Raw genomic sequence first — 12,761 nt, 5'->3', positions numbered from 1 at the left:
GTCACCACGGCCCCCCGTCTCCCGCTCCCCCCGTCGCACCCCGGGGTGCGACGTCGACGGCGCCGAGCGCACGTCGTCGCCGCAGCGTAGCAACGTGCGGACGCTGCGTGCGCGATGTGTGCCCGAGGATGTGCGGAGTGGTCGCCCGACGATGCGCGGAGTGGACGTGGCGGACGCGGATCGGGCCTCCCGGCCGTCCACCGGCGCGGCGGCCCGCACCGACGCTGTGACGAGATTCAGCGACACCACGGGGAACGCCGCACGCCCCGCAGCGCGGAGTGCCACCATGGCCCGAGGAGGTCAGGACATGCGGCTGCTGGTGGTGGAGGACGACGACGAGATGCGCGCGCTCCTCGAACGGGGACTCGCGGCCGAGGGCTACCGGGTCACCGCCGTCGAGAACGGCGTGGAGGCGCTCATCGCGCTCGGCGAGCAGGCGTACGACCTCGCCGTGGTCGACGTCATGATGCCCGGCATGTCCGGCTTCGAGCTGAGCCGCCGCATCCGCGAGCGCGAGGACCCGATGCGGATCCTCCTCGTCACCGCGCGGGACGCCGTCGACGACCGCGTGTACGGCCTCGACTCCGGTGCCGACGACTACCTCACGAAGCCGTTCGCGTTCGCCGAGCTCACCGCGCGCCTGCGGGCCCTCGGCCGGCGCGAGGTGGCTGGCGCACCTCGGACCATCGAGGTCGCCGACGTCGCCATCGACTCCGAGGCACGACGCGTCGTCGTTCAGGGCCAACGCGTGGCGATGAGCCCGACCGAGTTCGCGCTCCTCCGGCTGCTCGCCCGCTCCGCCGGGAGCGTGGTGGACCGGCCCAAGATCCTCGAGGAGGTCTGGGACGGCAGCCAGCACGTCGACCCGAACGTCGTCGAGCAGTACATCTCGTACCTCCGCAAGAAGCTCTCCGCGCACGACGCGTCGGTCGCCATCACGACCGTGCGCGGTCGCGGGTACCGCCTCGACAGCGTCGGGGCCTGAACCGGTCCTCCCCGCCGTGTTCCGGCCGCTCCGTCTGCTGTCGCTCCGCGCACGGATCACCATCGGCAGCACCGCGATCGCGGCCATCGTCATCGTCCTGCTCGTCGTCGTCGTCCGGCTCCAGGTGATCTCCGTCGTCGCGAGCGCCACCACGACCCTGCTCGTCGCCGACGCGGACCCCTACATCGCCGCGCTCGAGGTCGACAGCTCGCCCGACCTCGGGAGTCCCGGCAACGGTCAGCTGGTCGCCGTCGTGTCGCCGACCGGGCAGCTCGAGTTGACGACCATGCCACGGAGCTTCGAACACGAGATCCGATCCCTGTCCACCGCGAGCGCCCGGACCTCGTCGATCACCGTCGACCGCTCGGAGTACCGCGTTGTCGTCGAGCACGTCACGAACGACGCCGGCCGGTGGACGGTCGTCGCCGCCCGCAACGCGCAGTCCGAGCGCATCGTCGTGGACGACCTCACCGAGACGCTCGGCGTGCTCGGGCTCGTGATCCTCGTGGCGTTCGGGATCGCGTCGTGGATCCTGGCGACCGTGGCGCTCCGGCCCGTCGCCCAGATGCGCCGCGAGGCCGAACGGCTCCGGGGCACCACCGACCGGGCCGAGCTCCCCGTCGGCCCCGCGCAGGACGAGCTGTCCTCGCTCGCGACGACGCTCAACGCGTTCCTCGCCCGGACCCGGCAGGCCACGGAACGGGAACGGCAGATGGTCTCGGACGCGAGCCACGAACTCCGGACCCCGCTGGCGATCCTGACGACGCAGCTCGACCTCGCGTCGCTCGACACCGGCGACGCCGACGCGCTCGCGGGACACATCGACCGCGCCAAGCAGAACGTCGCGCGGCTGTCCCGGCTCGCGAACGACCTGCTCACGCTGTCCCGCGTCGAGGAAACCGAGGCCCAGGCCGACGAGGTGGCGCGCACGACGAGCTGGACGGACCTCGGCGACGAGGTCATGTCCGCCGTCGACCGCGTCCGACTCATCGCGGGTGCCAAGGACATCACCGTCGACTTCGAGCTCGAACCCCCGATCGCCGTCGGCGGGTCCGGGCCGGGCATCGGCGGCGGCACCGTCGAACCGCGCTACCGGCTCGACACGAGCGGCATGGCGCAGCTCGTCACGAACATCGCGGGCAACGCCGTCGCCGCGCTCGAACCCGGGGGCGGCATCGTCGTCACCTGGCGTGCGGAGGCAGGGCAGGGCGTGCTCCAGGTCACCGACGACGGGCCAGGCGTCCCGGACGCGTTCGTCCCCGTCGCGTTCGACCGCTTCACCCGCCCCGACGCCGCCCGACGGTCCGTGCATCCCTCGCCCGGCGGCTCGGGCCTCGGACTCGCGATCGTCCGCGCCATCGCCGAGCGCGCAGGAGGCACGGCGAGCCTCCGCAACGTCCGGTCCGGCGGCCTCGAGGTGACGGTGCGGGTCCCCGCGGTCTGACCCCGCCCGGCTCGCCCCTCCCCCTGCTCGCCGCCGGGTCAGTGGAAGTCGCGGGAGCGCGTCCGGACCGCGAGCGGCAACCGTTCCATGTGGTCCGCGACGACGTTCACCACACCGTCGGGTGACCGCTCGAGGATCCCCCGCACGACGAGCGCCGGTGCCTCGCGGGCGACCCGACGGAACCGTGTCCACACGCCGACGCTGCAGATCACGTTCACGAGGCCGGTCTCGTCCTCGACGTTCATGAAGGTGATCCCGGACGCCGTGGCGGGACGCTGTCGATGCGTCACGACCCCGCCGACCTCGATCCGCCGCCCGGTCTCGGCCGTCATGAGCTCCGCGACGCTGAGCACGCGCCGCCGGGCGAGATCCCGCCGCACGTGCCGGATCGGGTGGTCGTCCGGTGACAGCCCCGTCGACCAGATGTCCGCGATCAAGGCGTCACCGTCGGTGAGCTGCCCGAACAGCGGTGGCTGCACGACCACCTGCGTGTCGGGGAGCTGGTCCGGGCGTTCCGCCGCGGCCTGCGCAGCCGACCACATGCCGCTGCGACGGTCGATGTCGAACGACGCGAACGCATCCGCCGCAGCGAGCGCCTCGAGCTGCGCCGTGGTCAGCCCCACCCGCCGAGCCAGGTCGGACATGTCCCGGAACGGGCCGTTCGCCTCGCGCTCCGCGACGATCCGCTCCGCACTGCGTCGGCCGAGGGACGTGACCTCGACCAGGCCGAGACGGACCGCGAAGGCACCGTCGCGTCGGTGGTCGTCCGTGTCGAACGGTGCGCTCCGGTCGAACGGCCGGACGGGCTCCTGTTCCTGGGCCAGGCAGGTGTCCGAACCGGTCCGTGGCGGCAGCCCGTCGTCGCCGAGCGGTGCGTCGGGATCGAGGACCTCGAGCGTGGCGTCGACCCCCGACCGCAGGATGTCCGGGCGCCGCACCTGCACTCCGTGGCGTCGGGCGTCCGCGACGAGCGACTGCGGCGAGTAGAACCCCATCGGCTGCGCCCGGAGCAGTGCCGCCAGGAACGCGCCCGGGTAGTGCAACCGCATCCATGCACTCGCGTAGACGATGAGCGCGAAGCTGATCGAGTGGCTCTCCGCGAAGCCGAAGTTCGCGAACGCCTGGATCTTGGCGTAGATGGCGTCGGCGTCCTCGCCCTCGATGCCGTTCGAGGCCATGCCGCGGTAGAGCTTGTCGCGGAGCGCCTCGATCCGGACCAGCCCCCGCTTCGACCCCATGGCGCGGCGGAGCTGGTCGGCGTCCTCGCCCGAGCACCCGCCCACGGTCATCGCCATCTGCATCAGCTGCTCCTGGAACAGCGGCACCCCGAGGGTGCGCTCGAGCACCGGTTCGAGTGCCGGATGCAGGTAGGTGATCGGCTCCTCCCCGGTCCGCCGCCGGATGTAGGGGTGGACGGCGCCGCCCTGGATCGGACCGGGACGCACGAGCGCGACCTCGATCACGAGGTCGTAGAACCGCCGCGGTAACAACCGGGGCAGGGTGCCCATCTGCGCCCGGGACTCGACCTGGAACACCCCGACGGTGTCGGCCCGGCACAGCTGGTCGTAGACGCCCTGCTCCTCTTTCGGCATGTCGTGCATGTCCCAGCGCTCACCGCAGTGGTCGGCCGCGAGGTCGAACGCGTACTGCAGCGCCGCGAGCATGCCGAGGCCGAGCATGTCGAACTTGACGAGCCCCATGAAGGCGCAGTCGTCCTTGTCCCACTGCAGGACCGTCCGGCCGTCCATGCGGGCGTGCTCGATGGGGACGACCTCGCCGACGGGTCGGTCGGTGAGCACCATGCCGCCCGAGTGGATGCCGAGGTGCCGGGGGAACCCGAGGACCTCGCGCGCGAGTCCGACGACCTCGTCCGGGATGTCGTGCTCCGTGCTCTCGGTGACCGACCCCCACCGTTCCACCTGCTTGGACCAGGCGTCCTGCTGTCCCGGGCTGTGCCCGAGCGCCTTCGCCATGTCGCGCACCGCGGCCTTCGGACGGTAGGTGATCACGTTCGCGACCTGCGCCGCGTTGAACCGGCCGTACTTGGCGTAGACGTACTGGATGACTTCTTCGCGGCGGTCGGAGTCGAAGTCGACGTCGATGTCGGGCTCTTCGTCGCGCATGCTCGAGAGGAACCGTTCGAACGGCAGCCCGTACCGGATCGAGTCGACCGCCGTGATCTCGAGCAGGTAGCAGACCGCCGAGTTCGCGGCGGACCCACGGCCCTGGCAGAGGATCCCCCGACTGCGCGCGTACTGCACGAGATCCCGCACGATCAAGAAGTACCCGGGGAAGTCCTTCTCCTGTATCACGTGCAGCTCACGCTCGATGCGGTCACGCTTGACCGGGTCGACCCCGTCGGCCGAGCCCGGGTAGAACCGCCGGGCGCCCTGCCAGACGAGGTCGCGGAGCCACGACATGGGCGTGTGCCCGTCGGGCACGTCGAGGTCCGGGAGGCCCGGCGCGGCACTCCGCAACCGGAACGACAGGTCGTCGGCGAGCTCCACACTCCGCGCCACGGCGCCGGGGTACCGGGCGAACCGACGGCTCATCTCGGCCCCGGACCGCAGGTGCGCCGTGTCGGCGGCGGGGAGCCAGCCGTCGAGTTCGTCGAGGCTGCGGCGTGCCCGGACAGCCGCGAGCGCCGTGGCGACCCGGAACCGGTCCGGGGTGGCGTAGTGCACGTTCCCGGTGGCCACGACGGGCAACCGGAACCGCCCGGCCAGTCCGGCCAGGAGGTCGTTGCGGGCCGTGTCCATCGGGTCGCCCTGGTCGATGAGCTCGACGGTGACGTGCTCGCGCCCGAACCGGTCGAGCAGGTCCCGCAGTGCCCGCTCGGCGGCGTCCTCACCCCCGGTCTCGAGGGCGGCGCGGACGGTCCCCTTGCGGCACCCCGTGAGCACGTGCCAGGCGTCACCGGCCCGCTCTGCGAGGTCGTCGAGGTCGTACCGGGGCCGGCCCTTCTCCGCACCGGGCGACAGGTGTGCGCTCGTCATGGCGGCGGCCAGTCGGTGGTAGCCCGCTTGCCCGCGTGCGAGGACGAGCAGATGTGTGCCCTCGGGGTCGGCGACGCCGTTCTGCGGTTCGGACAGGCCGAGGGAGAGTTCCGCGCCGTACACCGTCCGGATGTCGGAGTGGGTCTCGGCGACCTCGGCCATCCGCGCCGCCCCGTAGAGGCCGTCGTGGTCGGTGAGTGCGAGGCCGTGCAGGTGCAGGCGTGCGGCTTCCTCGAACAGGTGCTCCGGTGGGCTCGCACCGTCGAGGAAGCTGAAGGTCGAGTGCGCGTGCAGCTCCGCGTACGGCACCGTCAGGCCGTCGTCCACGATCGAGGCCGGCGCCGGTGTGTACGGGACGCGTTTGCGCGACCACGCCGGGCTGTCACCGCCGTCACCGGGAGGCGCTGCCCCGGGACTGCGCTTGTCCGACAGCGCACGCTCGAACTCCGACCACGGGATCGGTGGGTTGTTGTACCCCATCAGGTCGCCACCGCCTCGGCCCACCACCGGCCATCCGCCAGGACGACGGTCCATGCGCGCCCCTCGGCGTCGACGAGCTGCATCCGGTGCAGACGGCGACCCCCGGCCTCCCACCAGCGCACGACGAGCGGCCATGGCCCCGCCCATGCGACCACCGCACTGAAGCGTCCGCCCCGGTCCCCCTCGGCGCGGAACCGGTCCGGCTCACCGGTCAGGATGCTGCGCCCGTCGACGTCGACCGGGGTGCCGTCGGCGGCGACGACGTCCACGGGCCGAGGACGGTCGAGGACCGTCGCGGGTGCGGGCCCGGGCAACCGACCGGGCCACGGGCGTGCACGGGCGACCGCGACCGCGCGCTCGCCCCCTGCCGGGGTGTCCCCCCACGGCACGAACAGCGTGCGCTCCGCCAGGGTCCGACCGCCGGCGATGCGTGCCGTGACGACCCCGTCGTGTCCGACCATGCCCTGGATCCGGGCGAGGCCGTGGTGCACCCGCTCGTCCGGCCCGGAACCCCAGAGTCCACGCTCGTGGTTCGTGACCGCGTCGACCGCCTCGGCCTCGAGCCGGACGTGGGCGACGGGGGCCTCGAGCCCGGTGGGGTCCGTACCGCCCTGCAGCTGCCACCGCACGCGGTCGACGACGTCGGCGGGGTCGAACCACCGCGGATGGGCCCAGGTGCGGTCGAGGCAGACGCCACGGTCGTCGGTGATCTCGATGCGGATCGTCGTGGCCACGAGCTCCGCCGCACGGAGCCGCTCGGCGAAGGTGTCGGCGGACCGACGGAACGCGAACGCCACCTGGTCGGCACGGTCGAGCGGGGGTTCGAACGCGGCGTCGACGGTCAGGTCCGGTGGGACGTCGCGGGCGGTGACAGCACGTGGGTCACGGCCTCCGGCGAGCCGGTGCAGGAACGCACCCTCCGGCCCGAACCGGTCCCGCACCTGCTCGTCCGTGAGCTGCGCGAACGCACCGAGCGTCGTGATCCCGAGCCGCCCGAGCACCATCGCGAGGTCGTCGCGACCGAGGACCGACAACGGCAGCGGTGCCAGGAAGTCCGCCGACGCACCCTCGGGGACGATGCGGACCCGCTCGACATCGCGTGTCCGGGCACGTGCCGCCTGCTCCGCCGCGAACGGGGTGTCCGCGATGCCGACCCGCACGCCCGGCGCCCCGTGGTCGGCCGCGATGCCCGCGAGCGTCAGCGCTGCCGGGTGCTCCCCGCCGTAGTAGCGGGCCGGCCCCCGGGAGCGGATCGCGAGCGTCCCCGGACGCAGGACGTGCACGCCGGGCACGGCACCCTCGACCGCACGGATGACGGGCTCGAACGCCCGGTGGTCGAGGGCCTCGTCGTACTGCTGGACCACGAGCGTCGTGCACCGGGCCTGGGCCTCGCGGATGCGCAGCCCGCGGAGGACGCCCTCGTGACGAGCGGCCGCGGAACAGGCGTACACGAGCCCCTTGGCCACGAGGGCGATCGGCCGCTCGGGGTCCGCCCCGGACGCCACCGCAGCGGCGAGGACGGGCCAGTCCGGGCACCACAGGACCATCGTGCGGGTGGGCGGGGCCTCGACGGGCGGACTCCCCGCCCCGAGGGCCACCGTTCCACCGGTCACGACGCCACCGCCACGGGACGCGCTCCCCGGTCTCCGCCGGCCGTCGTGACGACCACCGGGGACCGGGTGCCGGTCGGATCACCGCTCGCGGTCGCCGACACCGACGGCTGGACCGTCCCGTCCGCTGCGGGGAGCAGGAGTTCGGCGCTGCGTGGGCGTCCAGCGCCGGCCCGAGTGGTCGCCACGACCGTTGCCCGCCGTTCCGACAGGTACCCGAACCCGCGTCCGATGCCCTGCCACGAGGAGTCGGTGACCCGGAGCGAGGCCTCGGCACCGGGCCAGCTGCCGAGCGCGACGAGGGCGGCACCCCGCTGCCGGAGCCGTGCCCCGAGGCGAGCGACGTCGCCCGGGGTGACGCGCCCGAGCGGTCGGGTCAGCACGATCGTCGCGACGTCGGCCAGCGCCGCGGTGACCGTCAGCCACTGGTCGCCCGGGTCGGGCACGAGCACGAGCCGCTCCAGGTCGATCCCGGAGGCCGCGGCGGCCTCGACCCCGAAGGACGGCACACCGACCACGGCGCACCATGCGCCGGACGCCGACGCCGCCTGGAGCATGGTCATCGCCAGCAGCACCGACTCGTGCACGCTGTAGGCCGCCCCCGACCGGAGTGCGCCACCCGGTAGGAGCGGCGCGAGCGCAGGCGACGTCGGGAGCGCACCGGTGTCGATCCGCGTGTCCTCCATGTCCGCGATCCGGGAGCGGAGGCTCGTGATGCGCTCCAGCGCCGCCCGCGCCTCGGCCACGTGGTCCGGTTGTCGGACCGCGCGTGCACCATGGGCACCGGGTGCCGGTGTCCGATCGCCCCGCTCTCCGAGGAGAGCCGCCGCCGTCTGCATCGCCCCATGTTCGAACATGTGTTCGATCATGTCAACCGGGTCCGACATCCGCTGTGGACGCCGGATCGTCGTCGGCACGACGGTGGACACGGCCCCGCTACCGGACGACGCCGAGGAGCACCCAGCCCCCACCAGTCCCGATGACGTCGACGACGACGCTCGGCGCGTCGGCGTCGAGCGGCGTGGCCTGGAACCGCCACAGCGCGGGAAGCCCGTCGTTCCGGGCATCGCGGGCACCGTCATCCCCGCCGCCCGGTCCGAAGTCCCACTCGTCCGGGCGGCCCCGCCACCGGGTCGGCCGGTCGGTCACGTGGTAGCGGACACCGTCCCACAGGAGATCTCGGGGCACGCCAGCCGCCGTCGTGCCCACCCGCACCACTCGCGCCTCGCGCACCGGCACCGCGACCACCGCCTCCCGATCATCGAACACATGTTCGAATCGGCAGTGTACGTCGCTCGTCCACGACACGCCAACGGAGTCGCCGTGGCGCCTCCGCGCCCGGTCAGACCGCGGTGATCATCCAGGAGGCCGTGGCCGACTCCCCCGGTTCGACGACCAGGAGGCCCCGCTCGGCTCCGGCATTGAACGCATCCGGGGCGCAGGTCATCGGTTCGACCGCCAGGCCGACACGGTGGTACTCGGGCACGACGTGGTCCGCGGTGTGCACCTGCACCCAGGGGCACTCCGGGCCGAAGGTCATCCGCACGCCAGAGCCGTCGGCGGCGGTCACCCGCACGGTCGCCGTGCCGTCCGCGTCACGGTCGAACCCGGTGAAGGCATGGTCGATGAACCGCGAGCCGATCCGCTCCGGCACCCGGAGGTCGAACACACCGTCGTCGACGTCCGCCACCGGGGACAACGCCGTCGGGACCAGTCGGTCCGGCGTCACCTCGAGCACCTGCTGCGCCGGCAGGTGCAGGGTCCAGTCGTCGACGTGCCCGGGGCCTGCGACGAGGTACGGGTGCGGCCCGGTCCCCCAGGGCGCCGCGTCGGGGCCGGTGTTCGTCCCCGTGATCGTCGTGTGCAGGCCCTGCTCGTCGACCTGGTGGGTGACCGCGACCTCGACCCGGAACGGGTACCCGAGCTGCGCGGGGATGGTGGTGGTGAGGACCACCCGGTCGTCGGCCCGTTCAGCCACGGCGAAGTCGGCCCACGCGACGAGGCCGTGCAACGCGTGGCCACGCTCCGGCTCGGACAGGGCGAGCAGGTGGTCCTGCCCCGCGAACGAGTACCGGCCGTCCACGACGCGGTTGGGCCACGGCGCGAGCACGGCGCCGCGGAACACCGGACGGACCTCGTCCGCGTCGAACGGCACGACGAGGTCACGGCCGTCGTACCGGAGGCTCCGGAGCGTCGCCCCGATCGACGCGATCGTGGCCGTGTACGGCCCCGCGCTGATCGAGCATTCGGTCCCCGACAGGGGCTGACTGGAGGTGTCCGCGGTGCGCGGCGATGCGCTCATGCCGACCAGGCTATCGGTGTCCCGCCGAACCGCCGGCCGAGATCGCGACCAGCGACGGCCCGCTCGACGACGAAGGCCCCACCGGAGCGGGGCCTTCGTCGTGATGGTGGATCTGAGGGGACTCGAACCCCTGACCCCCTGCATGCCATGCAGGTGCGCTACCAGCTGCGCCACAGACCCAGGTCGGTTGCCCCCGTGCGGAAGCAACCAGTCAAGCCTACACCATCTGCGAGGGCCGCCAGACCACGGTCAGTGGGTGACGGGGACCTCGAGCGGGATGCTCGGGCAGTCGGACCACAGGCGCTCGAGCGAGTAGTACTGGCGGTCCTCGTCGTGGAAGACGTGCACGACGACGTCGCCGAAGTCCAGGAGGACCCATCGACCCTCGCTCCGCCCCTCGCGCCGGAGCGGCTTGGCACCGGCCTGGAGCATGCGGTCCTCGACCTCGTCCGCGATGGCGAGGACGTTGCGCTCGTTCCGGCCACTCGCCAGGAGGAACACGTCGGTCAGTGGGAGCGGACCCGTCACGTCGAGGGCGACGAGGTCCTCGGCCTGCTTGTCGTCCGCCGCGGCGGCAGCGATCTGGGTGAGTTCGAGGGCTCGGGGGGAAGCGGTCACGGATTCCTTCGGTCGTTCGACGCCGGGTGGGCGTCGATGCCGTCGATCATAAGCGACACCTCCGACACGGACCAGCCTGGAGGCCCGACTCGGCTCCCGCGGAGAGCGAACGCCCGCCGGTGGCCCGGCTCAGAAGACGCCGAGCGAGAACATCGCCACGACGACGGCGATGACCCCGGCCACCCCGACGCTCGCCGCGGAGTACGCGAGCACGGTCGGCATCCGCGACTGCTTCGGCTTCGCCGCGGCGAGCACGACCGCACGGGTCGACGTGTGGCTCGACACCGCGCGGCTCGCCCGGACGGGGACCGCGTCGTTCGTCGCGGTCTCGGCGTCGTGCTGCTCGAGCAGTCGATCGACCTCGACGCCGTCAATGTGCGGGGTGTGCGCCCCGGTGGCGGCGAGGGTCTTCGGCAGGTCGATCGACCCGGTGATGATGACCTCGCCCGTGGCGTTGAGGGCACCCGTGACGTCGCTGAGCGCCGAGTTCGGCAGGATCAGCGCGTTCGTCTGCGTCTGCGTCGCCCGCGACTGCCCGGTCTGGGGATCGTGCAGGTGCTCGTCCGCGGCCTCGGCCTGGCGGGACCAGTGGCCCGTCGGCGTCGCGATGGTGCCGGTCGTGGCCGGCGGCTCCGGGGTCGCTCCTCCACGCGCGGCAGCGGGACGGGCCCGACTCGCCGAAGCGGGTGACGCCGGACGCCGTTCTTCCGTACGAGCGTCGGCCGCGGCGGGCGATCCGGCCGCGTCCGAGAGGTCGAGGGGGAAGACGTTCGGCGTCGAGGCCGCCGGGAGGGCCGGGTCGAGCACGTCGTCGGTGCTCGCGTCGATGCCCTCGGCGGCCCCGGACGCGGACCGCGGGCGCGTTGCCCCGGCGTCACGGGCATCCGGGACGTCACCGGCACCACGCTCAGCGCGGTCGCCACGGGCAGCGTCGTCACCACCCGCAGCCTCGTCGTCATGCACCGCACCGGCGTCCCCGGCCGGGACGATGTCGACGATCGGCTCGGCCTCGGGGAGCGGGGCGTCGGGCTCCGGTGCCGGCGGCGCCCAGGTCGACCGGCGCACCCGCGGCTCGTCGCTGTGGGCGACGGCGTCCGAGAGCGGCTCGATGGCGTCGGGCGAACCGTCCGCCTCGGTCGCCTGGTGGAGGATCGCGGCGTCCGGCGCGGATTCGTCGTGCTCCGCGGCGATGCGCTGGCCCTCGAGCGCGGCGACGTCGCCGAGGACGTCCGCCACGGTGCGGTCGGACGACTGGGGTGACGGCGTCCGGAGCGGGACGGGTGCCTGGTCACGGTGCTGCTCGGCCTCACGCAGGGCGCGGAGCTGACGCCGCGTCATGCCGGTGCCGGGGACGATCTCGGGGGCCGATGCGGGCGGGGCGGCGTCAGCGGCGCGGGACGGTTGGACGGCTGCGCGCTGCGTGGGCTCCGCGGCGCCCTGATCGGCGACACCACCCCGCACCGGCACCGCGGCGGCCTGTGCTGGTGCCGACGCGGCGGGAGCGACGTGCGAACCCGGACGCCGGCGCGGCAGGTCGGTCGGGGCGGCGGGCGGTGCCGAGGGTACCGCGACGCTGCGCGGGCCATCGGCCGCAGACGCGACGGATGCGGGAACGCCGGCGGCCACGGCGGCCTCCGGCGTCACGGGCTGAGCACCGGTCTCGGCGGCACGCTCGCGCTCTCGGGCCTGACGCCGCGTGAGGGGCGGCTGCGAGTCGGACGAACTCATGCGACGCTCCGATACAGATGGTGCTTGGTGATGTACTGGACGACGCCGTCCGGGACCAAGTACCACACGGGATGTCCTCGGCCCACGCGGCTTCGGCAGTCGGTCGACGAGATCGCCAGTGCCGGTACCTCGAGCAAGCTTACGTCCCGCTCCGGCAATCCGGTGACGGTCAGGTCATGTCCCGGCCGAGTCACAGCAACGAAGTGGGCGAGGTCCCAGAGTTCGGAGTGGTCCTTCCAGTCGAGGATCTGGGCCACGGCGTCGGCGCCCGAGATGAACACGAACTGGGCGTCCGGTCGTTGGTCGCGGAGGTCACGGAGGGTGTCGATCGTGTACGTGGGGCCGGGGCGGTCGATGTCGACACGGCTCACCGTGAACATCGGGTTGGACGCGGTGGCGATCACCGTCATGAGGTACCGGTGCTCCGCGTCCGACACGTCGGACTTCATGTACGGCTGGCCGGTCGGGACGAACACGACCTCGTCGAGGCCGAACGAGGACGCGACCTCGCTCGCTGCCACGAGGTGACCATGGTGGATCGGGTCGAACGTGCCGCCCATCACACCGATGCGCGGCCGACCGGTGCTCTCGAGCATCG

Annotated in this window: 10 protein-coding genes and 1 tRNA gene; 2 read left to right on the top strand and 9 right to left on the bottom strand. The window is 73.0% G+C overall.

What is annotated here, in order from left to right; translation table 11 throughout:
• Positions 1-307 precede the first annotated feature (307 nt).
• Together DEI93_RS04305 and DEI93_RS04300 are read left to right on the top strand one after the other, a co-directional pair.
• Complete coding sequence (locus DEI93_RS04305) at positions 308-985, top strand: response regulator transcription factor (protein ID WP_111011061.1); 678 nt, start codon at positions 308-310, stop codon at positions 983-985.
• A 16-nt stretch (positions 986-1,001) separates the two neighbouring features.
• Complete coding sequence (locus tag DEI93_RS04300) at positions 1,002-2,429, top strand: sensor histidine kinase (RefSeq protein WP_111011060.1); 1,428 nt, start codon at positions 1,002-1,004, stop codon at positions 2,427-2,429.
• 38 nt (positions 2,430-2,467) lie between these two features.
• Here the strand turns inward: DEI93_RS04300 and DEI93_RS04295 are convergent, their stop codons facing one another.
• The 9 genes from DEI93_RS04295 to nadD form a co-directional block, all read right to left on the bottom strand.
• The gene (locus DEI93_RS04295) at positions 2,468-5,905 is read right to left on the bottom strand and encodes an error-prone DNA polymerase (RefSeq protein ID WP_111119858.1); all 3,438 of its coding nucleotides are present in this window, start codon (positions 5,903-5,905) and stop codon (positions 2,468-2,470) included.
• Positions 5,905-7,518, bottom strand: a complete 1,614-nt coding sequence (locus DEI93_RS04290; protein WP_309146675.1) for a DNA polymerase Y family protein — start codon at positions 7,516-7,518, stop codon at positions 5,905-5,907. Before DEI93_RS04290 ends, DEI93_RS04295 begins: the two co-directional genes overlap by 1 nt.
• Positions 7,515-8,261, bottom strand: coding sequence for a DnaE2-dependent mutagenesis accessory factor ImuA' (imuA', locus tag DEI93_RS04285; RefSeq protein ID WP_181436036.1), 747 nt, complete (start codon positions 8,259-8,261; stop codon positions 7,515-7,517). The genes DEI93_RS04290 and imuA' overlap by 4 nt, the downstream gene beginning before the upstream one ends.
• 190 nt (positions 8,262-8,451) lie before the next feature.
• Positions 8,452-8,784: a hypothetical protein gene (locus DEI93_RS04280; protein ID WP_111011059.1), complete on the bottom strand. Its 333-nt coding sequence runs from the start codon at positions 8,782-8,784 to the stop codon at positions 8,452-8,454.
• Positions 8,785-8,857: 73 nt separating this feature from the next.
• Positions 8,858-9,817 carry an aldose 1-epimerase family protein gene (locus DEI93_RS04275; RefSeq protein WP_181436037.1) on the bottom strand — a complete coding sequence of 320 codons (960 nt, stop codon included), beginning with the start codon at positions 9,815-9,817 and terminating at the stop codon, positions 8,858-8,860.
• 104 nt (positions 9,818-9,921) lie between these two features.
• Positions 9,922-9,997, bottom strand: a tRNA-Ala gene (locus DEI93_RS04270).
• A 69-nt stretch (positions 9,998-10,066) separates the two neighbouring features.
• Positions 10,067-10,435, bottom strand: coding sequence for a ribosome silencing factor (gene rsfS, locus DEI93_RS04265; protein WP_111011057.1), 369 nt, complete (start codon positions 10,433-10,435; stop codon positions 10,067-10,069).
• 129 nt (positions 10,436-10,564) lie between these two features.
• Positions 10,565-12,163: a hypothetical protein gene (locus tag DEI93_RS04260; protein ID WP_111119773.1), complete on the bottom strand. Its 1,599-nt coding sequence runs from the start codon at positions 12,161-12,163 to the stop codon at positions 10,565-10,567.
• Complete coding sequence (gene nadD, locus DEI93_RS04255) at positions 12,160-12,759, bottom strand: nicotinate-nucleotide adenylyltransferase (protein WP_111011055.1); 600 nt, start codon at positions 12,757-12,759, stop codon at positions 12,160-12,162. The genes DEI93_RS04260 and nadD overlap by 4 nt, the downstream gene beginning before the upstream one ends.
• Positions 12,760-12,761 lie beyond the last annotated feature (2 nt).

The organism is Curtobacterium sp. MCBD17_035 (assembly GCF_003234815.2).
Taxonomy (GTDB): Bacteria; Actinomycetota; Actinomycetes; order Actinomycetales; family Microbacteriaceae; genus Curtobacterium.
This window is presented reverse-complemented; position numbering and strand designations above follow the sequence as displayed.

Excerpts from the sequence above, each read along its gene's own strand:
- DEI93_RS04305 (WP_111011061.1), top strand. The coding sequence starts at position 308 with ATGCGGCTGCTGGTGGTGGAGGACGACGACGAGATGCGCGCGCTCCTC.
- DEI93_RS04295 (WP_111119858.1), bottom strand. The coding sequence starts at position 5,905 with ATGGGGTACAACAACCCACCGATCCCGTGGTCGGAGTTCGAGCGTGCG.
- DEI93_RS04275 (WP_181436037.1), bottom strand. The coding sequence starts at position 9,817 with ATGAGCGCATCGCCGCGCACCGCGGACACCTCCAGTCAGCCCCTGTCG.
- DEI93_RS04260 (WP_111119773.1), bottom strand. The coding sequence starts at position 12,163 with ATGAGTTCGTCCGACTCGCAGCCGCCCCTCACGCGGCGTCAGGCCCGA.
- nadD (WP_111011055.1), bottom strand. The coding sequence starts at position 12,759 with ATGCTCGAGAGCACCGGTCGGCCGCGCATCGGTGTGATGGGCGGCACG.